Here is a 24,301-nt window from a genome sequence, read left to right on the forward strand (position 1 = left end):
ACGGCCCTTGAAAGCCCTCGACGAACTGACCTTCGATAATCGCTTCGACCGCCTGGGCGATGCGTTTTCCGCCCATGTGCTGCCCGAGCCGATCGACAATCCACGCCTGGTAGTCGCCAGCCCGGCTGCCATGGCCCTGCTGGATCTCGACCCGGCCGTGGCCGAAACGCAAGAGTTCGCGGAATTATTCAGCGGCCACAAGTTGTGGGCCGACTCGATCCCGAGGGCGATGGTCTACTCCGGTCATCAATTCGGTTCCTACAACCCGCAACTGGGCGACGGGCGCGGGCTTTTGCTGGGCGAGGTGTACAACGCCGCCGGCGAGCATTGGGACCTGCACCTCAAGGGCGCCGGTCAGACGCCCTTTTCGCGCATGGGTGACGGACGAGCGGTGCTGCGCTCCTCGATCCGCGAATTCCTCGCCTCCGAAGCCCTGCATGCCCTGAACATCCCGACCACCCGGGCGCTGTGCGTGATCGGCTCCGACACGCCGGTCTGGCGCGAGAAACGGGAGAGTGCGGCCATGGTCCTGCGCTTGGCGCCGAGCCATGTGCGCTTCGGCCATTTCGAATACTTCTACTACACCAAACGCCCCGAACTGCAGAAAACCCTCGGCGACCACGTGCTGGCCATGCATTTCCCGGAGTGCCTTGAACAGCCGGAGCCTTATCTGGCGATGTTCCGCGAAGTCGTCGAACGCAATGCCGAACTGATCGCCAAATGGCAGGCCTATGGCTTCTGTCACGGGGTGATGAACACCGACAACATGTCGATCCTGGGCATTACCTTCGACTTCGGCCCGTTCGCCTTCCTCGACGACTTCGACGCCAATTTCATCTGCAACCACTCCGATGATCAGGGCCGCTATTCCTTCAGCAACCAAGTGCCGATCGGCCAGTGGAACCTCAGCGCCCTGGCCCAGGCCCTGACGCCGTTCATCAGCGTCGAGGCCCTGCGCGAAACCCTCGGCCTGTACCTGCCGCTGTTCCAGGCCCACTACCTGGACCTGATGCGCCGCCGCCTGGGCTTCACCACTGCTGAAGATGACGACCAGAAATTGCTGGAGCAGCTGCTGCAACTGATGCAGAACAGCGGCGTCGACTACAGCCTGTTCTTCCGCCGCCTGGGTGATGAATCACCGCAAGCGGCCATCGGTCGCCTGCGCGACGACTTCGTCGACCTCAAGGGCTTCGATGCCTGGGGCGAGCAATACATCGCCCGGGCAGCCCGCGAAGGCGAACTCGATCAGGAACAGCGTCGCCAGCGGATGCACGCCGTGAACCCGCTCTACATCCTGCGCAACTACCTGGCGCAGAACGCTATCGATGCCGCGGAAAAAGGCGACTACTCGGAAGTCCGCCGGCTGCATGCGGTGCTGAGCAATCCGTTTGAGGAGCAGCCGGGGATGGAGAGCTATGCGCAGCGGCCTCCGGAGTGGGGCAAGCATCTGGAGATCAGTTGTTCGTCGTGAGGCAGGTCAGATGAAGACATCTACCGGCACATTGAATCGCTCGGCCAACCAGCGGATCTGCCGCAGGTTGAGCTGGCGCTTTCCGCTCAGGATCTCGGATACGACCGATTGAGGGCCGACACCTGGCAGGTCGCTTTGAGTCAATCCGTGTTCCCGCATCATGTAACCAAGCACTTCGGTACCAGTGGCTTCGGGCATAGGGTGATGTTTGTGATCCCATTCCTCAATCCAGTCACCGATGATATCCACCAAGCTCATCAGAGGATGCGACTCGTCAACTCCGGTCATCTCGAGTAACTCGTCGAGTGCCTGCACCAGCGTGTCATAGTCGTCTTCGTTTTTGGGTTTACGCAGCAATGGCGATACGAACTCCCAATGCTCGGCCGCGTTTTTGATCAGAACGCTCATGTTCATCCCTCCTTCCATTTACCGCGGTCATATTCGCGGTGATCCAGCACATGTTTGATATAGATTTTTTGATGCGGATATCGAACATAGGCGATCAGTCGTAATTTGTTACCGCCAATATCGAAAACGTGAAACTCACCGACCTTGTCGGTTGCGGGAAATGTCGATTTCATTTCCGCAAAATCCCTTGGCTTGACGCGCTTTGCGGTTCGATACCACTGGTCCAGTGCGCTGGCCGCTTGCGGCCACCTTTCCTTGGCATCCCGGATTCGTTTTTCGGAAAACACTCGCATGCAATATCCTTATCGCATTCTGCTATGGGGAGTTAATCACAGACAAAAAATATCGCAAGTTGCGATAATCATCGACAGACCAGCGGCCTGGTTCAGCAGGACTCAGCCTAGTTTTGTCGCCAGACACTGCGCGATTGAAAATATGAGCAAACGTCTCCAACTAGGTGTTACCAGCTTCCGATTGGATATCGCTCATGTCAGAACCACTCCTCATCCCCTGCCCCCACTGTAACGGCCTCAACCGCATCCCCGCCGAGCGTCTGGGCGATCACCCCAAATGCGGGCGCTGCAAGTCCGAAGTCCTGCTGAACAAGCCTTTCGAACTGAAACAGGGTGACTACGCCAGTCAGATCAAGGGCGATCTGCCGCTGTTGGTGGATGTCTGGGCGGATTGGTGTGGGCCGTGCAAGTCGTTTGCGCCGATATTCGAGCAGGCGGCCGGGCAGTTGGCGGGCAAGTGCCGGTTGGCCAAGCTCGATAGCGAGGCGAATCAGCAGTTGTCGGCGCAATTGGGGATTCGTTCTATTCCGAGCCTGATCCTGTTCAAGAACGGCCGCGAAGTTGCGCGCCAGAGCGGGGCGTTTCCGTTGCCGCAGCTGATGAGCTGGCTGCGTAGTCAGGGGATTTAAAGCCGCCACAAATCACTGTGGGAGCGAGCCTGCTCGCGATGAGGCCAGCACATTCAACATAGTTGTCGTCTGACAGTCCGCCATCGCGAGCAAGCTCGCTCCTACAATTTGTCAGGCGTTTTCGAGCAGGTTATGCAACTCGACAAACTGCTGCGTCAGCTTGTGCCGTGGATCAAGGTGGATCAGCGGCGTGTTGGCCTGGTGAGATTCGCGCATGCGTACAGAGCTGCCCAGGTACACCGGCAACACCGGCAGGCCTTCGGCGATCAATTCGTCGAGCATCAGCTGAGGCAGGCTGGCACGGGCCTGGAACTGGTTGACCACGATCCCTTCAACCGCCAGCTCTTCATTGTGGTCTTCCTTCAACTCTTCGATTTCCGCCAGCAGGCCGTACAGCGCCTGGCGCGAGAAGCTGTCGCAATCGAACGGAATCAGCACGCGATCGGCAGCAATCAGCGCCGAAACCGCATAAAAATTCAACGCCGGAGGCGTATCGAGGTAAATGCGGTCGTAGTCTTCGTCGAGCTCTTCCAGCAATTTACGCAGCTTGTTGATCTTGTGCTTGGCTTCGAGCTTGGGCTGCAAGTCCGCCAGTTCGGCCGTGGCGGTGATGACGTGGAGGTTGTCGAACGGGGTTTCGTAGATATCGACCTGTTTTTTCCTGGAGAAAGGCCCGGATGACAAGGTCTGCTTGAAGAAATCGGCGATACCCATCGGAATGTCGTCACCGGTGAGCCCCGTCAGGTATTGGGTGGAGTTAGCCTGGGCATCGAGATCCACCAACAGGGTGCGATAGCCCTCATTGGCGCTGACCGCCGCCAGATTGCAGGCAATGCTGGATTTGCCCACGCCACCTTTCTGATTGAACACCACACGCCGCATGTCAAAACCTCCGTGTATCAAAGAATGACCGAGTGTAGTGGTCCACGGCATGGCTTAGCTACCACCCAGGCAACGGGACTGCACAGTCATCGGCGATTCCCGCCGAAAGGACGACAAGCTCTCGCATCAACCTCAATCGGACACGACAAACGTGGCGACTGGAAATACGAATAATTGGCAACTGCTCGGTTTTAACGATCGGCTGGGTACAACCGGCTGTGCAAAATGTAACCAGCATTTGCTACACGTTCCCGGCACCGCGATAATGCGCAGCACTCTGCGCCAGGCGCCACGCAGAGGAAGTCGGTTATCTACCACTTGCCGCGCCAAACAAGCCCTCCAGGGCGGGAAAAAATGTCTGTGATCAATTTCAACATCGCCCAATGGCGCGCTTGGGCCCCGGGGCTTGAAAGCGTGGACGATTGGCAGGCGTGGAGCCGACAACCGGTCGAGTTGCCGCCCAGCGATGCCGCTCCAGACGTGTCGTTCCTGCCTGCCATGCAACGCCGGCGCCTGAGTCGGCTGGCGCGGATGGCGTTCAGCGTCGGCTGGCCATTGGCCGAGGGCCAGCAGGCCTTGCCGCTGGTCTTCGTTTCTCGCCACGGCGAAACCCCGCGCACCGTCGAGATTCTCAGCGACCTGGCTGCCGACCAGCCTTTGTCGCCCACGCAATTCAGCCTGTCGGTGCATAACGCGATCATTGGCCTGTGGTCGATCATGCGCGGCGAAACCAGCGAAATGACCGCCCTGGCCGCCGCCGGTGATGGCCTGGAGCACGGCATGCTGGAAGCGGCGGCCCTGCTCGATGAGGGCGCGAGCGCGGTATTGCTGGTGGTCACCGAAGAGCAACCGCCGCAGGCCTATTCGACCTGGATCGACGATGTGCCATTTCCCTACGCCGTCGGCCTGTTGATCACGCCCGGAAATGACTGGCAGCTGTCCCTGAACAGCCCCTCGGATGCGTTGTCCAAATCCCGATGGCCACACGCGTTGAATCTGTTGCGCGCGCTGCTCGGCCAGCAAACCACCTGCCAACATGCCTGGAAAAATCGTGTATGGACATGGCAACGCAAGCCGTGACCGAAAAGAACCGCGACGCCTACCACTGGCGCCTGCTGGCCACCGCCGCAAGCTTCGCCCTGTTCGGGCTGGGCGGGCTGTGCCTGCGCCTGGTGGTTTTTCCGATGCTGAGCTGCCTGCCGGGCGACGCCGTGACCCATCGGTTGCGCGCGCGGCAAACCGTCAGTCGCTGCTTCTGGCTTTTCGTTCGTTTCATGGCCCGTACCGGCGTGCTGACCTACGACATTCAGGGCGCTGAAAAACTCGGCCGCCCCGGGCAGATGATCGTCGCCAATCACCCCTCGCTGATCGACGTGGTGTTCCTGATCGGACTCGTGCGCCACGCCAACTGCGTGGTCAAACAAAGCCTCTGGGACAACCCGTTCACCCGCGCCCCGCTGCGCCGGACCGAATACATCAGCAACGACGGCAGCATGGACATGCTCGATGCCGCCGCCGATGCCTTGAAAAGCGGCCAGACCCTGATCATCTTTCCCGAAGGCACCCGGACCCAGCCGGGCCAGGCGCCGGCCTTTCATCGGGGGGGTGCGGCAATTGCCCTGCGGGGTGCGAAAATCCTCACCCCCGTGGTGATCAAGGTCAGCCCGACAACATTGACCAAGGCCGAGCCCTGGTACCGCATCCCCAAACGCCGCGTGCACTTCAGTTTCCGTGTCGGCGCCGATATAGACCCGCAGGCCTTCGCCGCGCTGGGTCCGGCCCCGCAAGCCTCGCGCAAGCTCAACGATTATCTGCATTCTTACTTCATCAAGGAGCTCGCCGAAGATGAGCGATCTGAACACCGATAGCCTGAACCGGGACATCAAAGAATTGATCATCGAAGCCCTCGGCCTCGAAGACATCAGCGCCGAAGACATCGGCGACCAGCAGACGCTGTTCGGCGAAGGCCTGGGCCTGGACTCGGTGGACGCCCTGGAACTGGGCCTGGCCATCCAGAAAAAGTACGGCATCAAGATCGACGCCGACGCCAAGGACACCCGTAATCACTTCAGCAACGTGGCGAGCCTTGCGGCGTTCGTCACCGCAAAACAGGCAGCTTGAGACCGGACCATGCAAACTCGTGACGACATTTTCAACACACTGCGCGATGCCCTGGTCGAGCTGTTCGAGCTGGACCCCAAGCGGGTGAGTCTCGAATCCAACCTGTACCAGGATCTTGAGATCGACAGCATCGATGCCGTCGACCTGATCGATCACATCAAGCGCCAGACCGGCAAGAAAATCGCCGCCGAAGAATTCAAATCGGTGCGTACCGTCAGTGACGTGGTCGAGGCGGTCTACCGTCTGGTTCAACCCGCCGCATGAGTCGCCTGATCGGCCTTGGCCTGCTGCTGGCGGGCCTGCTGTACCCCTTTGCGGTGTATTTCGGCATGGAGCACTTCGCCCCGTGGCAGTTCGGCCTGTTGCTGGGCAGTCTGTGGCTGGCCCGCGTGCTGACCGGCAAGCGCCAGCCCGGCAGCCTGTGGATGGCCCTGGTGGCCATTGTTTTTTGCCTGTTGCTGGCGTTGTTCGACAACCCGGAACTGCTGCGCTGGTACCCGGTACTGATCAGCGCCTTCATGCTCGCGCTGTTTGGCGGCAGCCTGATTTACGGCCCCCCGGTGGTCGAGCGCCTGGCCCGGGTGCGTGAACCGGATCTGCCCGACGAAGGCATTCGCTACACCCGTCAGGTGACCATCGCCTGGAGCGTGTTTTTTCTCTGCAACGGTTTGTGCGCCGCCGCCCTGACGCTTTGGGCGCCGCTGAGCTGGTGGATGGTGTACACCGGGCTGATTTCCTACGGACTGATAGGCCTGATGTTTGCCATTGAACTGCTCATACGCATACGGGTACGAGGCCGTATATGAATTGGATAAAACTTGAGCAGCTGCTGCTCAAGGCCCAGCCGGAACGCGCGGCAGCGGTCGCGCCGGCCTTGAGTCACGGGCAACTGTGCGAACAGGCCCTGAGCCTGGCCGCCGGCCTGCAGGCACGGGGCGTGCGGCGCATGGCCGTGCACCTGGAGGATGCCGCCGACCTGGCGATTGTCCTGCTGGGTGCCTGGCGCGCCGGGGTCGGCGTGTTGCTGCCCGCCGACCTGCAACCCCAGACCCGCCTGCGTTGGGTGAATGACGTCGACCTGTGGCTGACCGATCAGCCCGGCGACGCACACCTGAACGATTTCCAGCATCCGCCGCTGGCCGCCGCCGAACTGGATCTGGATCGCTGCACCCTGAGCCTGTGCACTTCCGGCTCCAGCGGCGAACCCAAGCGCATCGAAAAAACCCTGCGCCAACTGGTCAATGAAGTCGAAGCCCTGGAGCGCCTGTGGGGTGCCGACCTGGGCCCGGCGTGCATCATCGGCAGCGTCGCCACCCAACACATTTATGGCCTGCTGTTTCGGGTGTTGTGGCCCCTGTTCGCCGGGCGCACGTTCGTGCGCAAGCAACTGGCCTTTCCCGAAGACCTGCAGCGCGCCAGCCGCGAGCATGGGGCATTTGCCTGGGTCGCCAGCCCGGCGCTGCTCAAGCGCATGGGCGACAACCTCGACTGGCCAGCATTGAGCGCGGTGCGTCGAGTGTTTTCTTCCGGTGGCGCATTGCCCGCCGAGGCCGCGCAAAGCCTGCAGCAGCGCCTGCGGCAATGGCCGACGGAAATTTTCGGCAGTTCGGAAACCGGCGGCATTGCCTGGCGCCAGGGGCGCGATTGTGGCAGCCCTTTGCCGACGTGCGAGCTCAGCCAGGACAGCGACGGCGCCCTGCTCATCGCTTCGCCCTATCTTGCCCGCTGGCCATGTCGAACACACCGCCGACGCGGCACGAATCGCCGCAGATGGGCGCTTTCGAGCTCCTCGGGCGACTGGACCGTATCGTCAAGCTCGAAGAAAAACGCATCTCGCTGCCGATGCTCGAGCAAGCGCTGGTGGCCCACGACTGGGTCGCCGAAGCGCGGCTGGCGGTGGTGCAGGAGAATCGTGCCTCGCTCGGCGCGCTGCTGGTGCTGAGCGACGCGGGCCTGCGCGCCTTGCGCAATCAGGGCCGGCGCGCCGTTACCGAAGGCCTGCGTCGGCACCTGAGCGAACATTGCGAAACCCTCGCCCTGCCACGGCGCTGGCGCTGGTTGCGGCAGTTGCCGCTCAACGCCCAGGGCAAGCTGCCCCAGGCCGATGTCGAGGCGCTGCTGATGGCGCCACGCGCCCAAGGCTCCCGAAGTGTTGGAACACGTCGAAGCCGACGGTGAGTGGAGCCTGCAACTGGTCGTGCCGCCGGACCTGGCGTACTTCAGCGGCCACTTCCCCACCGCACCGGTACTGCCGGGCGTGGTGCAAGTCGATTGGGCCTTGAGCCTGGGCCGGCAATTGATGGACCTGCCGCCCCGGTTCGTCGGCATGGAAGTGCTCAAGTTCCAGCAACTGGTGCGCCCGGCGATGAAGTCCAACTGCACCTGCGCTTCGACCGCGAGCCGCGGCAAGCTGTACTTCGCCTACCGCAATGACACGGCCGCCTGCTCCAGTGGGCGGATCTGTGTTGGGGAAAACATGCCTAGCATCTGCACAGATCACTGTGCGAGGAGCTTGCTCCGCTGGCTGCGTAGAGCTGTCGAGTGCAACGAGCTGCGATCTTGTCCTAGCATTGAGTCCAAGCGAAGATCAAGATCGCCGCCTCGGCAGCTCTACGGCGGGAGCAAGCTCCCTCGCCACATGGATCTTGTCGGAGGGCAGAAAACATGCATAACCCCTGCGCCGTCATTCCGGTCTACAACCACGAAACCGCCATCTCCGCGGTGGTCCAGGCGTTGCTCGCCAGCGATCTGCCCTGCGTGCTGGTGGATGACGCCAGCTAACCCGCGTGTGCCGCCGTGCTCGATCGACTGGCCGAGGCGCGAGACGGTTCATCTGGTCAGGCTCGCCGTCAACCAGGGCAAGGGCGGCGCGGTCATGACTGGCCTGCGCGAGGCTGCGCGCCTGGGTTTCAGCCACGCCTTGCAGGTGGACGCCGACGGCCAGCACGATCTTGCAGATGTCGATAGCCTTCATCGAACACTCCCGTGCCCATCCCGACGCGGTGATCTGTGGTTATCCGCGCTACGACGCCAGTGTGCCGAAAGGTCGTCTGTACGCGCGCTACCTGACCCACGTCATGGTCTGGATCAACACCCTGTCCTTGCAGATCCGCGATTCCATGTGCGGCTTTCGTGTCTATCCCCTGGCACCGACCCTGGTGCTGATCGACTCGGCCAATATCGGCAAGCGCATGGACTTCGATTCGGACATCCTCGTGCGCCTGGCCTGGCGCAATCAGCCAATGCACTGGCTGCACACGCGGGTCCATTACCCTCTGGACGGGGTCTCGCACTTTCGCATGTTCCACGACAACGTGCTGATTTCGAGCATGCACACCCGCTATTCTTCGGCATGCTCGTGCGTTCGCCCCTGATTCTCTGGCGGCGGTGGCGGCATGAGCCTTCAGGAAGACAAGCAACACTGGGCCGACCGCGAGGAGCGCGGCAGTTTCTGGCTGATGAAGCTCACCGCATTCGCCGCCAAGGTGCTCGGCCGCCGCTTGCTGACCCGGTGCTGTACGGCATCGTGCTGTACTTCTTCCTTTTCGGACGCAGTGCCCGCCATAGCGCCTGGCAATACCAGCAACGCCTGGCCGACTGGAGCGCACGTCCCGGAGCTGCGCCCGAGCCCGCTGGCGGGTGTTCGGCCAATTCATGGCCTTCGCCGACTCGATGCTCGACAAGCTCGACGTCTGGAACCGCAAGCTTAGCATCGACCAGATCGAAATCGTCGATACGGCGCTGCTTGCGCCATCACTTGCGAGGCACCCGCGGGCAAATGCTGGTGGGCGCTCACCTGGGCAACCTGGAAATGTGCCGGGCCCTGGCCGAGATCGGTGAGAAAGTCACCATGAACGTGCTGGTGCACACCAAGCACGCCGAGCAGTTCAATCGCTTGCTGGGCGAAGCCGGTGCCACGCAACCTGCGGCTGATCCAGGTCAGCGAGCTGAACCCGGTGATCATGCTGCAGTTGAGCGAGCGCCTGGAGCGCGGCGAGTGGCTGGCGATTGCCGGCGACCGCGTACCGCTGCACGGCGGACGCAGCGTGACCGTCGACTTCATGGGCCTCGCGGCCGCATTCCCCCAAGGCCCATGGCTGCTGGCCGGCCTGCTGAAATGCCCAGTCAACCTGCTGATGTGCCTCAAGCACCGAGGGCGACTATCGCATCACCCTCGAACCCTTCGCCGATGCCGTGGCCTGGAAACGCAACGACCGCGAGCAAGTGATCGCCCACTGGGCCTGCCGCTACGCCGAGCGCCTGGCGCAGTACTGCCTCGCAGGGCCCCAACAGTGGTTCAACTTTTACCCTTTCTGGAAGACCGATGACGATGCCCACGCTTGAGCCGGTAACCTTCGGCGAACGCCCCTTGCGCATCGAAGATGTGCTGGCCGTGGCCAACCGTCAGGCACCCGACGCAGTTGCAGGGCGACCCGGCGTTCCGCGAGCGCATCGCCAAGGGTGCGCGATTCCTCGATTCGCTGCTGGACAAGGAAGGCGTTATCTACGGCGTGACCACCGGTTACGGCGACTCCTGCGTGGTGGCCGTGCCGCTGCACCACGTCGAGGCACTGCCGCGTCACCTGTTCACGTTCCATGGCTGCGGCCTGGGCAAGCTGCTCGACGCCCAGGCCACCCGTGCGGTGCTGGCGGCGCGTCTGCAGTCGCTGTGCCACGGCGTTGTCCGGGGTGCGCGTGGAACTGCTGGAGCGCCTCCAGGCCTTTCTCGAACACGACATCCTGCCGCTGATTCCGGAGGAAGGCTCGGTGGGCGCCAGTGGCGACCTGACGCCGCTGTCCTATGTCGCCGCGACCCTGTCCGGCGAGCGTGAAGTGATGTATCGCGGCGAGCGCCGACAAGCCGCCGATGTGCATCGCGAGCTGGGCTGGCAGCCACTGGTACTGCGCCCGAAAGAAGCCCTGGCCCTGATGAACGGCACGGCAGTGATGACCGGCCTTGCCTGCCTGGCCTACGCCCGCGCCGACTACCTGCTGCAACTGGCAACGCGCATCACCGCGCTGAACGTGGTCGCCCTGCAAGGCAACCCCGAGCACTTCGACGAGCGCCTGTTCGCCGCCAAGCCGCATCCGGGACAGATGCAGGTGGCCGCCTGGTTGCGCAAGGACCTGGCTATCGACGCACCGACCGCGCCGCTGCATCGCCTGCAAGACCGTTACTCCCTGCGCTGCGCCCCCCATGTCCTGGGAGTGCTGGCCGACAGCCTGAACTGGTTGCGTTCGTTCATCGAAACCGAGCTCAACAGCGCCAACGACAATCCGATCATTGACGCCGAAGCCGAACGCGTGCTCCACGGTGGGCACTTCTATGGCGGCCATATCGCCTTCGCCATGGACAGCCTGAAAAACCTGGTGGCCAACGTCGCCGACCTGCTGGATCGCCAGCTCGCGTTGCTGGTGGACGAGCGCTACAACCACGGCTTGCCGAGCAACCTGTCGGGCGCCAGCGCCGAGCGGGCGATGCTCAACCACGGCTTCAAGGCCGTGCAGATCGGCGCCAGCGCCTGGACGGCCGAAGCACTGAAAAACACCATGCCGGCCAGCGTGTTCTCGCGCTCCACCGAGTGCCATAACCAGGACAAGGTGAGCATGGGCACCATTGCCGCCCGCGATGCGATTCGTGTGCTGGAGCTGACCGAACAGGTGGCCGCCGCCACCTTGCTGGCCGCCAACCAGGGCGTGTGGCTGCGTGGCCAGGTCGAAGATGCGCGGCCACTGCCCCCGGCCCTCGCCGCCATGCACGAAGAACTGGCCAGGGACTTTGCGCCAGTGATCGAAGACCGTGCCCTGGAAGGCGAACTGCGCCTGTGCCTGCAACGAATCGCCGAACAACACTGGAGGCTGCATGCGTAAGCAAGGGAGTTCTGCACGTCGATACGGAAATCCTCGTGCCGTTCTTTGACGTGGACAGCATGAACGTGGTCTGGCACGGCCATTACGTGAAGTATCTGGAAGTCGCCCGCTGCGCCTTGCTCGATCAGATCGGCCACAACTACAACGACATGCTCAGAGTCCGGCTACGCATGGCCGGTCATCGACCTGCAACTGCGCTACGTGCGCAGCTGCGGTGTTCGGTCAGAGCCTGACCGTGCGCGCGAGCCTGGTGGAGTGGGAGAACCGTCTGAAGATCAATTACCTGATCAGCGACGCAACCACGGCGAACGCTTGACCCGTGCCGTTCCGTGCAAGTCGCCGTCGACCTCGCCAGTCGCGAGATGCTGCTGGCTCGCGAGTCTTACCGCGCCGTCGAGGGTCCTGCTGTGCTCAACGCCCGTGGAGGAGCCTCGCGATGGTCAAACGATGCGCACTGACACCCGGCGCCTCGTTTCCGAGCATGCTCGCTCCGTTGTCTGCGTGCTGCTGGCGATCCGGGCTGGCTCAGGCGTTCGACTTGCAACAGTTGAGCGACCAACTGGCCACGCCTGAGGTGATCCACGGCAGTTTCATCCAGGAAAAACACCTGCGCGCCCTGCCCCAGCCGCTCACCAGCAAGGGCACGCTTCGTGCTGGCGAAAAACCACGGCCTGCTCTGGCTTCTGCAAACACCGCTGCAACAGGATTACCGCATCACCGCCACGGGCATCGCTCGACGCGATGGCACGCGTTGGCAGATGCTGCCGGACAAGAGCGCCGGCGCCGAGCAGAACCGCTTGTTCCTCTCTGTGCTGCAAGGTGACAGCAGCTGGCTTGCAACGGGACTTCGAACTGTCCCTGTCGGCGAGCCGCAACAATGGAAGCTCACCCTGACCCGCGCTCGATGCTGCTCAAACAGGTGTTCAACCAGATCAACATCGACGGCGGCGAACTGGTGCAGCGCATCGAACTGCTGGAAACCCAAGGCGACAGTACCGTGCTGCGCATGCAGGACAGCAACAGCGCACAACCGTTGAGCGAAGCGGAGCAACATGACTTTGCCGAATGAACGCATGCTGCCCCGCCTGTTCCTGATCCTGCTGCTGGCAGTGCTCGCGCTCGCCGGTTGGCAATGGCGCAACGGCGCGCCGCTGTCGGCCAACCTCATGGAGCTGGTGCCCGGCACATCGCCCGACGCCCTGGAGCTGATCGGCCGAACAGCGCATGCAGGAGCCGCTCAATCGCGAAGTGCTGGTGCTGGTCGGTCACATGCCGATCGCCAGCAGGCCGTCGCCATGGCGCAAACCCTCGGCGAGCAGTGGCAGGCCAGCGGTCTGTTCGACAAGGTGCAGTGGAACGTTGCAGGCCGACTTGCCGGCGCTGCGCGCGCAATTGCTGCAACGGGCGCCTGGCGATGCTCTCGGCGGCGGACCGCCAGCAACTGATCGAGCAGCCCCGACGCGTTCATCCAACAACGGGTGCAGGCCCTGTTCGACCCGTTCAGCGGCTTCAGCCTGGTGCCGAGCCAGGACGACTGGCTGGGCCTGACCGGGCGCATCCAGAACAGCCAGCCACAACGCGGCGCGATCAAGTTCGACATCGGCAGCGGTGCACTGGTCGCCGATGCCGACGGTAAAAGCTGGGTGATGCTGCGGCCCGCGCCCACGGGCAACGCCTTCGACATGAACCTGCCGCTGCAAGTGGCGAGCTGCTGCAACGCAGCCGCGACCAGGCGAGCCAGTCCCACGTCAACTGCTGGCGGCCAGCGGCCTGCTGTACGCCGCCAGCGGCCAAGCAACAGGCGTCGCGGGAATCACCTGGGTCGGCGGTGGCGCGACCGCTCGGCATCTTGCTGCTGCTGTTGCTGGCCTTCCGGCGCCTGGCGCGTATGGCTGGCGTTCGTGCCGGTACTGGTGGGCGTGCTGTTTGGCGCCGTGGTCTGCGTGGCCTTGTTTGGCCGCATGCATGTCATGACCCTGGTGCTGGGTTCCAGCCTGATTGGCGTGGCCGTCGATTACCCGCTGCACTACCTGTCCAAGAGCTGGAGCCTGAAGCCATGGCGCAGCTGGCCGGCCTTGCGCCTGACCCTGCCGGGCTGAGCCTGAGCCTTGTGACTACCTGCCATCGGCTACCTGGCCCTGGCCTGGACGCCCGTTCCCGGCGCTGACCCAGATCGCGATATTTTCCGCCGCTGGCCTGGTCGGTGCCTACCTGTGCGCCGTCTGCCTGCTACCGGCGCTGCTCAAGGGCGCAGAGTTGCGTCCCGCCCAATGGCCGCTCCAGGTCTGCCATTCCTGCTCAGCGCTCGCGAAGCCCTGCTGAAACGCGTACGCACGCCCGTGCTTCTGCACTGCTGATTGCCGTTCTGCGCCGGTGGGCTCTGGCAACTGACCACGAAAACGATATCCGCCAATGGATCGGCACGCCCCAGCACCTTACCGACGAAGCACGCGACCATCGCGCGCATCACCGGCTTCCAGCCCACCAGCCAGTTCTTCCTGATCCGGCGCCGACGATCAGTCCAACTGCTCGAGCGCCAGACCGCCCTCAACGAGCGGCTGGATCAGCTGATCGGCCTGGAAAAGCTCCAGGGCTACCTGTCGCTCAACCAACTGGTCAGCCCGCCCGCCGAACAACAGAAAGTGCGTGAGGCCCTGGCCCGCCTGCCAGCCTTCTGGCAACCACTGCTGGACCTGGGCGTCCCGGTCGCTGCGCTGCAAGCCGAGCTGGCGCAACTTGCAGGCCTTGCCCGTGACCGACATCGACGCCGCGATGGTCGGTCCCTTGTCCGAACCGTATCGCACTCTGTGGCTCGGATCAACAGAGCACGGCGTCGCGGCGGTGGTCAGTCTGCAAGGTTTGAATGATGCGTCCCTGCTGCGCGTCCAGGCGGTGGATCTGCCAGGTGTACAAGCTGGTGGATCGCCTGGGCGACCTCAACCAGGTCTTCGCCGCCACGCAGGTCAGCGCCGCCGAGTTGAAACTGGCCTCCTGCGTGCTGATTGTGCTGGTGCTGATCTGGCCGTTTGGCGTCGGCGGCGCCTTGCGCATCGTGTCATTGCCGCTGCTGGCCGCACTGTGCAGCCTGGCGAGTCTCGGCTGGCTGGGGCAGCCACTGACCTTGTTCAGCCTGTTCGGCCTGTTGCTGGTGACGGCCATCGGCGTCGACTACGCGATCCTGATGCGCGAGCAGATCGGCGGCGCGGCCGTGAGCCTGCTGGGCACGTTCCTGGCGGCGGTCACCACCTGGCTGTCGTTCGGCCTGCTGGCGCTGTCCAGCACACCGGCGGTGAGTAACTTCGGCCTGGCGGTGAGCCTGGGGCTGGCCTTCAGCTTCATGTTGGCGCCGTGGGCCGGACATCAAGCCCACGCGGCGACGGTCGCGGAGCCCGCACAATGATGCCCTGCTGTTCTGGCTCATGGCCCTGGGCCTGTTCGCAGTCGCCACACGCCTGGGTGCTCGCGTCGGGTTGATTCCGATTGTCAGTCAGTTGTTGTTTGCAACCGTCGGCCTGCCGTTGCTGATGTACTTCTGGATCGAACCGCAATGGCAACTCAGCGGCGCTGCGCTGGTGTCGCCGGTCTGGCTGAAAAACCTCTACAGCTTGAGTTTTGCGCTGTTGCTGGGCTACATCCTCAGCGACGTGATCGACCTGCAACTGGATCGCCAGAGCCTGAAAATCGCCCTGCCGAGTTTCTGCATTCCCTTTGCCTGCGGCCTGGCCACGGCGATCTGGCTGCTGCCACCGCAACCCTGGATCAGTTCCCTGGCCGTCGGCCTGCTGTTCGCCATCACCGCGATTCCGGTGCTGTACCTGTACCTGCGGCACATCGATTATCCGACCGGCGCCACCCGCCGACTGGTGCAAACCGCGATCCTCATCGACCTCGCTTGCTGGACCCTGTTCGCCATCGCCCAGGGCACCCTGCACCTGAGCAGCCTGCTGTTGCCCCTGGCCGGCGCCTGTCTGCCCCTGGTGTTGCGCCTGCTCGGCCTGCGCCAGTTGTGGCTGTACAGCCTGGGCTTTTTCGGGCTGCTGGTGGTGGCCGAGCACTACAAGCTCAACGCGCTGATTTTCGGCATCGGTTATGTGCTGATCATGGCCGCGCTGAAGGCACCCTTGACCCACCCGCTGCCGGCGATCTGGATGAGCCGCCTGCAAACCTGGGTGGCGATCCCGCTGATCCTCACTTTCGGCATCGTGCAGATCAACGTCCACAGCGCGCTGGACAGCCTCGGCTGGGGCCAACTGGCGGCGCTGCTGCTGTTGCCGATTGCCAGCAAAATGCTCGGCAACTGGCTCGGTCTCGGCTGGGCCGGCGCTTCGTTCCCGGGCGCCAGTCGCTGGCGGGAAAGCGTGTTGCTGAACATTCGCGGCTTGAGCGAAATCGTGTTTCTCAACCTGCTGCTGCAACAACAGCTCATCAGCCCGGCGCTGTACTTCGCGTTGATGGTGATGGGCCTGGTCGCGACATTGCTGCCGGCATTGGCTGGTATGCACCGCATTCCCCTGAACGCAGCTACCCCGGCAAGGAGCCCCCATGCCCACCGTTGAAATGGAACGCCGCCAGGTCCTGGTGATCGGCGCCGGGCCTTCGGGCGCCATCGCCGCCGCGCTGCTCAAGCGCAAGGGCCACGATGTACTGGTGATCGAGCGCCAGCATTTCCCACGGTTTTCCATTGGCGAAAGCCTGTTGGCCCATTGCCTGGATTTCGTCGAGGAAGCGGGCATGCTCGAAGCCGTCAACGCGGCGGGTTTCCAGGTCAAGACCGGCGCCGCATTTGCCTGGGGCGAGCAGTATAGCGCCTTCGATTTCGGGGAAGCCTTCAGTCAGGGCAAGACCACCACGTTCCAGGTGCAACGGGCCGATTTCGATCAGTTGCTGGCCGATCAGGCGACGCTGCAAGGCGTGGAAATCCGCTACGGCGAAACCATTGTCAGCGTCGATATCGAGTCGGCCAAGCCCCAACTCGGCGTGCGCCGCGAAGATGGCAGCGAGTACCGCATCGAAGCGGACTTCATGCTCGATGCCAGTGGTTACGGGCGGGTCCTGCCACGCTTGCTCGACCTCGAAGCGGCGTCGAATTTCCCCGTGCGCCAGGCGGTGTTCACCCACGTCGAAGACCATATCGACAGCCCGGATTTCGACCGCACCAAGATCCTCGTCACCACCCATCCGACCCAGCGTGATATCTGGTTCTGGACCATCCCGTTCAGCAACGGCCGCTGTTCGGTCGGCGTAGTGGCTGCGGCTGAGCACTTCAAGGGTCGTAGCGACGATCTTGATGCGTGCCTGCGCAGCTTCATCGCCGAGACCCCAAGCCTGGCTCGCGTGCTCGGCGATGCCGTGTGGGATACCCCGGCACGCACCATCGGCGGTTACGCCGCCAACGTCAAAACCCTGCACGGTCCGGGCTTTGCGCTGCTGGGCAACGCCGCTGAGTTCCTCGACCCGGTGTTTTCCTCCGGCGTGACCATCGCCATGCGTTCGGCGAGCATGGCGGCGGGCGTCCTGCACCGCCAGTTGCAGGGCGAAACGGTCGATTGGCAGGGGGAATTCGCCGAACCGCTCAAGCGGGGTGTCGACACCTTCCGCTGCTACGTCGAAGGCTGGTACGCCGGGACTTTCCAGGATGTGATTTTCCATGAGGGCAGTTCCCGGGAAATCCGCGGCATGATCAGTTCGATCCTCGCCGGTTATGCCTGGGATATCCGCAATCCGTTCGTCAGCGAAGCCAGGCGCCGGTTGAAGGCGATTTCAGAATTCTGTGCAAGGACGGCGTCATGACCTATTCGAGCGACACTTACGTCGAGGAAACCCGCTTCGGTCTGTGGTTCCTGCGCAGCCGCACCTGGCAGCACTATGTGCTGCGCGTGGCGATCGAGGATCTGCGCGGCCTGTTCAGCGAAGCCCCGCCGAGCCAACCGCTGCTGCTGGATGCCGGTTGCGGTCAGGGCAAGTCGTTCAAGTACCTGCGCCAGGCCTTCATGCCCGGCCGTCTGATCGGCGTGGATGCCGACCCGCAGAGCCTGCAACGCAGCCGCGAAGAAGCGGTCAATCTGGGTATGGCGGTGGAGTTGATCGACAGCGACTGCGCGAACCTGCAGATGGCGGATGCCAGCGTCGACCTGCTGTTCTGTCACCAGACCTTCCATCATCTGGTGGAGCAGGAAAAGGCGCTGGCCGAGTTCTATCGCGTGCTCAAGCCGGGTGGCTATCTGCTGTTCGCCGAGTCCACCGAGGCCTACATTGATACCTGGGTGATTCGCTGGCTGTTCAGGCACCCGATGCAGGTGCAGAAAAGCGCGGCGCAGTACCTGGAAATGATCCGCCAGCAGGGTTTCGAATTCGGGCCGCAGAACGTGTCCTATCCCTACCTGTGGTGGAGCCGCGCCACGGATTTCGGCCTGCTGGAACAGCTGGGCTTGCGCAAGCCCAAACCCTTTGGCCAGCGGGAAGAGACGTTGGTCAATGTGGTGGCGCGCAAGCCCCTTGAAGGTGTTGTTTGATGTTCACAGTCATTCGCCCAATGCTCTCAACTGTAGGAGCGAGCATGCTCGCGAAAAACGCTTGGTCAACGCGTTTAACCAGGCAGCACGCGTTATCGTTGACGTCCATCGCGAGCATGCTCGCTCCTACAGGGGTAATGGGTGTTCTTTTGCTTGGCGTGGTTCTGCTGTTGAGCGGTTGCTCCAGCCGCGCACCGCTGCCCGAGCAAACGCCGACGCTACCGCTACCCCTGCAACTGCACATCGAACGCCTGCAAGCCGAACAGCGCCAGGACTGGGTGCTGGTGATCCAGCAGGAAGGCCCGGCCATTCGCTGGTCGATGATGGACTTGCTGGGCATTCCCCAGGCCCGGCAGAAACTCAGGGATGGCCAATGGCAGGCCGATGGCTTGCTGCCGCCCAATCCGGAAGCCCGGGAGCTGTTCGCCGCGCTGCTGTTTGCGCTGACACCCAAGGACGAACTCACCGTCAACTACCCGGACGCCTGGCAACATGGCGAACAACGCTCCTTGCCGGAGCGCTGGGACGTCCGCTATTCACAATCGATGAACTTTGAATTGAATCTGCCCAAAGGCCCGAAATACCACGTCACGCCGCTGAGCGGAGAGACACCATGAGCGGCTATCTGAACGCCCTCGGGGTGATCTGCTCACTGGGCCGTGGCAAGGATGAAGTCGCGCGAAACCTGTTTGCCGGCGATTGCTCCGGCATGCGCAGCGAATCGGGCTGGGTACCGCAGCGCTCGTTGCCGGTGGGCTCAGTACGTGGCGAACTGACGGCCCTGCCAGCCGAGCTGTCCCGCCAGGACAGCCGCAACAATCGCTTGTTGCTGGAAGCCGCGCTGCAAATCCGCGAGGACATCGACCAGGCCATTCAGACCTACGGCCGCGACCGCATCGGCGTGGTACTGGGCACCAGCACCTCCGGAATCGAAGAAGCCAGCCAGGGCCTGGCCCATTACCTGGACGCCGGCCAATTCCCCGCCGAGTACGACTACCAGCAACAGGAACTCAGCGCGCCGGCGAATTTTCTCGCCGACTGGCTGCAATTGAGCGGGCCGGCCTATGTGATTTCCACCGCCTGCACCTCCAGCGCCCGCGCCCTGATGAGTGCCCGGCGCCTGCTCGACCTGGGCCTGTGCGACGTGGTGCTGTGCGGTGGCGTCGACAGCCTGTGCAAACTGACCCTCAACGGTTTCTCGGCACTGGAAGCGGTCTGTGACCAGCGCTGCAACCCGTTCTCGGTGAATCGCAACGGCATCAACATCGGCGAAGCGGCGGTGCTGTTTCTGATGAGCAGACAGCCCGGCAACAACCCGTCGATCGCCCTGCTCGGCAGCGGCGCCAGTTCCGACGCCCACCACATTTCCGCCCCCGAACCGAGCGGCCGTGGCGCCCTGCAGGCCATGGGCAAGGCCCTGAGCCGCGCCGGGCTGCAACCGCACCAAATCAGTTACCTGAACCTGCACGGCACCGCCACGCAACACAACGACGCCATGGAAAGCACGGCGGTCAACACGCTGTTCCCGGCCGGAGTGCTGTGCTCGTCAACCAAACCCATGACCGGCCACACCCTCGGTGCAGCGGGAGCGCTGGAAGCGGCGTTCTGCTGGCTGAGCCTGAGTGCCGACAACCGCGACCTGGCCCTGCCACCGCACGTCTGGGACAACCAGCCGGATCCCGAGCTGCCCGCCCTGAAATGGGTGACCCCGGCCACGCGCCTGACGTCCACTGGTCCCCGCTACCTGATGAGCAATTCCTTCGCCTTCGGTGGCAATAACGTCAGCCTGATTATCGGAGACGCCCCATGATTGACTGGCCGCTCGCCGAACTGCTGCCCCACGCTGGCGACATGATCCTCATCGACCGGATCCTGGCGTTCGATGCGGAGCAGATTCACACCTGCCTTACCGTCAAACCCACCGGGCTGTTCAATCGCCCCGACGGCAGCCTGCCCGCCTGGGTGGGCATCGAGCTGATGGCCCAGAGCGTTGCCGCCTTCGCCGGTTGCCATGCGCGCCAGCGCGGGGATGAGGTGGAACTCGGCTTCCTGCTCGGCAGCCGCAAGTTCGAATGCAACGTCGAGAGTTTCCCTGCCGGCACCGAGCTGACCATCCATGGCCTGCGCTCGCTGGAAGACGACAACGGCATGGGTGTTTTCGAATGCCACATCAATGCGCCGGGCATTCACGCCAGCGCCCGCCTGAACGTGTATCGCCCGCCTCAGGCCACTCAATATCTTCATGAGCCCCAAGGCTCCTCACAAGGAACGCAGGCATGACTGAATCCGTACTGGTCACCGGTTCCAGCCGTGGCATTGGCCGCGCCATCGCCCTGCGACTGGCCCAGGCCGGCCATGACATCGTGCTGCACTGCCGCAGCGGCGTGGCCGAAGCCGAGGCCGTCAAGGGCGAAATCGAGGCCCTGAGTCGCCAGGCGCGCATCCTGCAGTTCGACGTATCCGACCGCGCCGCGTGCAAGGCCACCCTCGAAGCCGATGTGGAAAGCCACGGCGCCTATTACGGCGTGGTGCTCAACGCCGGTCTGACGCGTGACGGTGCTTTTCCGGCGCTGAGCGAGGATGATTGGGATGTGGTGATGCGCACCAACCTCGACGGTTTCTACAACGTACTGCACCCGGTGATGATGCCGATGATCCGTCGTCGCGCCGCCGGGCGAATTGTCTGCATCACCTCGGTTTCCGGGCTGATCGGCAACCGTGGCCAGGTCAACTACAGCGCCTCCAAGGCCGGGTTGATCGGTGCGGCGAAGGCATTGGCCACCGAACTGGCCAAACGCAAGATTACCGTCAACTGTGTCGCCCCCGGCCTGATCGACACAGCGATGCTCGACGAAAACGTGCCGGTGGAAGAACTGATGAAAATGATTCCCGCACAACGCATGGGTACCCCTGAAGAGGTGGCCGGCGCGGTGAATTTCCTGATGTCGGCGGAAGCGTCGTACATCACCCGCCAGGTGCTGGCCGTCAACGGAGGCCTGTGCTGATGAAGCGCGTCGTTGTCACCGGCATGGCCGGCATCACCTCACTGGGCAGCGACTGGGCCACCATCGCCGGCCATTTCGCGGCCAACCGTAGCGGCATCCGCCGGATGGACGAGTGGGATCGCTTCACCGAACTCAACACCCGCCTGGCCGGCCCCATCGACGATTTCAAGGTGCCGGCCCACTGGACCCGCAAACAGCTGCGCAGCATGGGCCGGGTCTCGCGGCTTGCCGTGGGCGCTGCCGAGCAGGCGTTGGCCGACGCCGGGCTGCTGGGTGACGAATCGATCAAGGACGGGCGCATGGGCGTCGCCTGCGGCTCCTCCACCGGCAGCACCGACGAGATCAAGGCATTCGGCAACATGCTGCTCAATTCGGTGGCCGAAGGCCTGAACGCCAACTCCTACGTGCGCATGATGCCGCACACCACGGCGGCCAATATCAGCATCTTCTTCGGCCTCACCGGGCGCCTGATCCCGACGTCCAGCGCCTGCACCAGCGGCAGCCAGGGCATCGGCTATGCCTACGAGGCCATCAAGTTCGGGCGCCTGCCGCTGATGCTCGCAGGCGGTGCCGAAGAGCTGTGCCCGACCGAAGCCATGGTCTTCGATGCGCTCTACGCCACCAGCCTGAAAAACGATACCCCGCACCTGTCCCCGCGCCCCTACGACACCGGCCGCGACGGCCTGGTGATCGGTGAAGGCGCCGGCATGCTGGTGCTGGAAGAACTGGAACACGCCCTGGCTCGGGGTGCGCATATCCACGCCGAAATCGTCGGCTTCGGCAGCAACGCCGACGGCCAGCACACCACCCGTCCGGAACAGGTCACCATGCGCCGGGCCATGGAACTGGCCCTGGAAGACGCCGGCCTTGCGCCGTCGGCCATCGGCTACGTGAACGGCCACGGCACCGCCACCGAACAGGGCGACATCGCCGAAACCCTGGCCACCAGCAGCCTGTTCGGCGAACACATGCCCATCAGCTCGCAGAAAAGCTTCCTCGGCCACACTCTTGGCGCCTGCGGTGCGCTGGAATCCTGGTTCAGCATCGAAATGCTCAACCGCGACCTGTACGTGCACACCCTCAACCTCGATGAAGTCGACCCCAACTGCGGCAAGCTCGATTACCTGCGCGGCGAGTTCCGGCAGATGAGCCACCAGTTCGTGATGAACAACAACTTCGCGTTTGGCGGGGTGAATACGTCGCTGATCTTCAAGCGCTGGGTGTAGGAGCTGCCGCAGGCTGCGATCTCTTGATCTTGCCTTTGACAGTCAAAAGATCGCAGCCTCGTTGCACTCGACAGCTCCTACAGGGGAACGCGTATCCCTTGTAGGAGCGAGCCTGCTCGCGATGGACGTTAACGATGACGCGTGCTGCCTGAATGGCCGCATTGACCGAATTTTTCGCGAGCAGGCTCGCTCCCACAGGGTCACGGTGGATCGAGGTTATCCAGCACCCGGTTCACCGCCAATTCTCCAAGCATGATCGACTGCTGAATCCCCAACAGTACCTGCCCCTGCGGCCCTTTCAGATCTCTGGAGAAGTCGCTGGCCATGGCACTGGCGGAGGCCAGGGAGACGCAGGCGTATTCAAGCAAGGTGTGGTTGTCGATGTCGGGGGCGATGAGGAAGATCGGGCTGGGTGAATTGGGCGTATGGGTCATGATTCAGTGTCCTGAAAGAAGGGGAGCCGACACCGAATCGCCAGATCAGAAGGGTGGCAGCTGTACGCAGGTTAGTAGACCGGACGAAGTGCAAACCGGCGCGCCCGAAGGCGCCCTGCGCACAGCTACCGTCATGGGCAGGTATGGACATACCTGCCTATCAGGAGCGCGAATGCGCTTTACTTCGATACGGGCTACTAAACCCGATCACTGACCATCAGTGACCCGAATCAAGTTAGCGACGGCCCTCAAAGCACACAAGCCGGCGGATTCTGGAGTAGGTGTAGGCCGCGCCGCAAGGCGCTGTAGCCTGTTGGAGGGATTTCAGAAATGCCCTACAGCCAAGGTTGAAAGGTCTGATCGTCCGGTGGCTGGCTGATGGTTTTTGGGTGTTCTTGCGATCGCCTTCGCGAGCAGGCTCGCTCCCACAGTTAAAGCGTTCCAATGTGGGAGCGAGCCTGCTCGCGATTGACTGCGAAGCAGTCACGTTTTCAGCGGTTCGACCTTGCGTGTGAGCAACTCCACAAACGCCCGCGCCATCGCCGACTTCTGATCCTTGCGCTGCACCAGCCACACCGCCGAGACCGCCGCCGGATCGAGCAATGGCCGATACACCACGCCATCGATGCGCATCCGCTGATAGGACGCCGGCAGTACCGACACGCCCAACCCCGCCGCCACCAGCCCGATGATGGTCATCGCCTCGCCTGCTTCCTGGGCAAAGTGCGGGCTGAAACCAGCGTCCCGGGCCAGGCTCAGCAGTTGCGCGTACAGACCACTGCCATAGCTGCGCGGGAAAAATACGAAAGGCTCGAGAGCCAGGGCCGACAGGAACAAGCCCTCTTCACTGTCCTTCACCAGTGGATGCTTGGAGCTGAGCACCGCGACCAGCGGCTCGCGCATCAGCTCGACCACACTGAGCGAGTCGGGCAGCCCAAGTGGCCGCATGATGCCGACCTCGATCGACTCGTCGACCAGGGCATCGGCCACTTGCGTGCTGCTCATTTCCCGCAGATTCAGATGCACCGCCGGGAAGCGCTGGCGGAACGAGAAAATCGCCTGGGGAATGGTCGAGTTGAACGGTGCCGATGAGGTGAAGCCGATTTTCAGTTCGCCCAACTCGCCCAACTGCGCCCGCCGCGCGACGTCCGCCGCTTTGTCGACCTGCGCCAGCACCAGCCGCGCCTCTTCCAGAAACAACCGACCGGCTTCGCTCAGCTCGACCCGACGATTGGTACGCTCGAACAATCGCGCGCCGACCTCCTGTTCCAGCGCCTGGATCTGCTGGCTCAGTGGCGGCTGGGAGATGCCCAGCGCCTGTGCGGCGCGGCCGAAGTGCAGTTCTTCGGCGACGGCGATGAAGTAGCGCAGATGACGCAATTCCATGGAAACCCCATTAGGTCGTTAAAGCTATCAAACAGGTCGAACAATATATTGGATTGAATCATT

The 24,301-nt window shown here is 63.0% G+C and carries 20 protein-coding genes and 7 pseudogenes; 22 read left to right on the forward strand and 5 right to left on the reverse strand.

The genetic code is table 11. The annotated features are described in order from the left end of the window. The first annotated feature begins 7 nt into the window (after nt 1–7). A complete protein-coding gene (gene selO, locus ABTV29_RS28945; protein WP_433767942.1) occupies nt 8–1,471 on the forward strand; it encodes a protein adenylyltransferase SelO in 1,464 nt (487 codons plus the stop codon). A 6-nt stretch (nt 1,472–1,477) separates the two neighbouring features. Here selO and ABTV29_RS28950 read toward each other — a convergent pair whose 3' ends face one another. Both ABTV29_RS28950 and ABTV29_RS28955 read right to left on the reverse strand, forming a co-directional pair. Continuing rightward, the gene (locus ABTV29_RS28950) at nt 1,478–1,879 is read right to left on the reverse strand and encodes a helix-turn-helix domain-containing protein (RefSeq protein WP_433767943.1); all 402 of its coding nucleotides are present in this window, start codon (nt 1,877–1,879) and stop codon (nt 1,478–1,480) included. A gap of 2 nt (nt 1,880–1,881) precedes the next feature. Further along, nucleotides 1,882–2,172 (reverse strand): type II toxin-antitoxin system HigB family toxin, encoded by a 291-nt coding sequence (locus tag ABTV29_RS28955; protein WP_433767944.1) that lies wholly within the window; start codon nt 2,170–2,172, stop codon nt 1,882–1,884. A 194-nt stretch (nt 2,173–2,366) separates the two neighbouring features. Here ABTV29_RS28955 and trxC point away from each other — a divergent pair, with 194 nt between their 5' ends. Continuing rightward, entirely contained in the window at nt 2,367–2,801 is a 435-nt protein-coding gene (gene trxC / locus ABTV29_RS28960) for a thioredoxin TrxC (RefSeq protein WP_433767945.1), read from the forward strand. Between the two features lie 111 nt (nt 2,802–2,912). Here the strand turns inward: trxC and ABTV29_RS28965 are convergent, their stop codons facing one another. Further along, the gene (locus tag ABTV29_RS28965; protein ID WP_433767946.1) at nt 2,913–3,683 is read right to left on the reverse strand and encodes a ParA family protein; all 771 of its coding nucleotides are present in this window, start codon (nt 3,681–3,683) and stop codon (nt 2,913–2,915) included. A 354-nt stretch (nt 3,684–4,037) separates the two neighbouring features. Between ABTV29_RS28965 and ABTV29_RS28970 the strand changes: the two genes are divergently transcribed. The 20 genes and pseudogenes from ABTV29_RS28970 to ABTV29_RS29065 all read left to right on the forward strand — a co-directional run bounded on the left by ABTV29_RS28970 (nt 4,038) and on the right by ABTV29_RS29065 (nt 22,418). Next, nucleotides 4,038–4,763: a beta-ketoacyl synthase chain length factor gene (locus tag ABTV29_RS28970; protein ID WP_433767947.1), complete on the forward strand. Its 726-nt coding sequence runs from the start codon at nt 4,038–4,040 to the stop codon at nt 4,761–4,763. Then, a complete protein-coding gene (locus ABTV29_RS28975) occupies nt 4,739–5,551 on the forward strand; it encodes a lysophospholipid acyltransferase family protein (RefSeq protein WP_433767948.1) in 813 nt (270 codons plus the stop codon). Before ABTV29_RS28970 ends, ABTV29_RS28975 begins: the two co-directional genes overlap by 25 nt. Further along, on the forward strand, nt 5,529–5,804 hold the full coding sequence (locus ABTV29_RS28980; protein ID WP_077045064.1) for a phosphopantetheine-binding protein: 276 nt from the start codon (nt 5,529–5,531) through the stop codon (nt 5,802–5,804). Before ABTV29_RS28975 ends, ABTV29_RS28980 begins: the two co-directional genes overlap by 23 nt. 9 nt (nt 5,805–5,813) lie before the next feature. Then, nucleotides 5,814–6,068: an acyl carrier protein gene (locus ABTV29_RS28985; RefSeq protein WP_110965992.1), complete on the forward strand. Its 255-nt coding sequence runs from the start codon at nt 5,814–5,816 to the stop codon at nt 6,066–6,068. Next, the gene (locus ABTV29_RS28990) at nt 6,065–6,610 is read left to right on the forward strand and encodes a hypothetical protein (RefSeq protein ID WP_433767949.1); all 546 of its coding nucleotides are present in this window, start codon (nt 6,065–6,067) and stop codon (nt 6,608–6,610) included. Before ABTV29_RS28985 ends, ABTV29_RS28990 begins: the two co-directional genes overlap by 4 nt. After that, nucleotides 6,607–8,265: pseudogene (locus ABTV29_RS28995) on the forward strand (AMP-binding protein); the annotation flags it as partial. The gene ABTV29_RS28990 and the pseudogene ABTV29_RS28995, both read left to right, overlap by 4 nt. Nucleotides 8,266–8,468: 203 nt before the next feature. Next, a pseudogene (locus ABTV29_RS29000) lies at nt 8,469–9,198 on the forward strand (glycosyltransferase family 2 protein); the annotation flags it as partial. A 1-nt stretch (nt 9,199) separates the two neighbouring features. Beyond that, nucleotides 9,200–10,148 (forward strand): annotated as a pseudogene (locus ABTV29_RS29005) (glycosyl transferase). Further along, a pseudogene (locus tag ABTV29_RS29010) lies at nt 10,129–11,675 on the forward strand (HAL/PAL/TAL family ammonia-lyase). The pseudogenes ABTV29_RS29005 and ABTV29_RS29010 overlap by 20 nt, the downstream one beginning before the upstream one ends. Beyond that, nucleotides 11,657–12,133: pseudogene (locus ABTV29_RS29015) on the forward strand (acyl-CoA thioesterase). The pseudogenes ABTV29_RS29010 and ABTV29_RS29015 overlap by 19 nt, the downstream one beginning before the upstream one ends. A gap of 23 nt (nt 12,134–12,156) precedes the next feature. Beyond that, nucleotides 12,157–12,744 (forward strand): annotated as a pseudogene (locus ABTV29_RS29020) (outer membrane lipoprotein carrier protein LolA). Further along, nucleotides 12,728–15,075 (forward strand): annotated as a pseudogene (locus ABTV29_RS29025) (MMPL family transporter). Before ABTV29_RS29020 ends, ABTV29_RS29025 begins: the two co-directional pseudogenes overlap by 17 nt. A 19-nt stretch (nt 15,076–15,094) precedes the next feature. Continuing rightward, nucleotides 15,095–16,231: a sodium:proton antiporter gene (locus ABTV29_RS29030; protein ID WP_433767950.1), complete on the forward strand. Its 1,137-nt coding sequence runs from the start codon at nt 15,095–15,097 to the stop codon at nt 16,229–16,231. After that, nucleotides 16,218–17,465, forward strand: a complete 1,248-nt coding sequence (locus ABTV29_RS29035; protein WP_433767951.1) for an NAD(P)/FAD-dependent oxidoreductase — start codon at nt 16,218–16,220, stop codon at nt 17,463–17,465. Before ABTV29_RS29030 ends, ABTV29_RS29035 begins: the two co-directional genes overlap by 14 nt. Continuing rightward, nucleotides 17,462–18,187: a class I SAM-dependent methyltransferase gene (locus ABTV29_RS29040; protein WP_433767952.1), complete on the forward strand. Its 726-nt coding sequence runs from the start codon at nt 17,462–17,464 to the stop codon at nt 18,185–18,187. Before ABTV29_RS29035 ends, ABTV29_RS29040 begins: the two co-directional genes overlap by 4 nt. A gap of 116 nt (nt 18,188–18,303) precedes the next feature. Further along, nucleotides 18,304–18,804 (forward strand): hypothetical protein, encoded by a 501-nt coding sequence (locus ABTV29_RS29045; RefSeq protein WP_433767953.1) that lies wholly within the window; start codon nt 18,304–18,306, stop codon nt 18,802–18,804. Further along, nucleotides 18,801–19,997, forward strand: a complete 1,197-nt coding sequence (locus ABTV29_RS29050; RefSeq protein WP_433767954.1) for a beta-ketoacyl-[acyl-carrier-protein] synthase family protein — start codon at nt 18,801–18,803, stop codon at nt 19,995–19,997. Before ABTV29_RS29045 ends, ABTV29_RS29050 begins: the two co-directional genes overlap by 4 nt. Further along, nucleotides 19,994–20,467, forward strand: coding sequence for a hotdog family protein (locus ABTV29_RS29055; protein ID WP_433767955.1), 474 nt, complete (start codon nt 19,994–19,996; stop codon nt 20,465–20,467). Before ABTV29_RS29050 ends, ABTV29_RS29055 begins: the two co-directional genes overlap by 4 nt. Then, nucleotides 20,464–21,192, forward strand: a complete 729-nt coding sequence (gene fabG / locus ABTV29_RS29060) for a 3-oxoacyl-ACP reductase FabG (RefSeq protein ID WP_433767956.1) — start codon at nt 20,464–20,466, stop codon at nt 21,190–21,192. The genes ABTV29_RS29055 and fabG overlap by 4 nt, the downstream gene beginning before the upstream one ends. Next, nucleotides 21,192–22,418 carry a beta-ketoacyl-ACP synthase gene (locus ABTV29_RS29065; RefSeq protein ID WP_433767957.1) on the forward strand — a complete coding sequence of 409 codons (1,227 nt, stop codon included), beginning with the start codon at nt 21,192–21,194 and terminating at the stop codon, nt 22,416–22,418. Before fabG ends, ABTV29_RS29065 begins: the two co-directional genes overlap by 1 nt. Before the next feature lie 200 nt (nt 22,419–22,618). Here ABTV29_RS29065 and ABTV29_RS29070 read toward each other — a convergent pair whose 3' ends face one another. Next, entirely contained in the window at nt 22,619–22,852 is a 234-nt protein-coding gene (locus ABTV29_RS29070; protein WP_433767958.1) for a DUF6124 family protein, read from the reverse strand. A gap of 483 nt (nt 22,853–23,335) precedes the next feature. Continuing rightward, nucleotides 23,336–24,238 (reverse strand): LysR substrate-binding domain-containing protein, encoded by a 903-nt coding sequence (locus ABTV29_RS29075; RefSeq protein WP_433767959.1) that lies wholly within the window; start codon nt 24,236–24,238, stop codon nt 23,336–23,338. Between the last annotated feature and the right edge of the window lie 63 nt (nt 24,239–24,301).

Source organism: Pseudomonas putida (assembly GCF_050989985.1).
GTDB classification, from domain to species: domain Bacteria; phylum Pseudomonadota; class Gammaproteobacteria; order Pseudomonadales; family Pseudomonadaceae; genus Aquipseudomonas; species Aquipseudomonas putida_AI.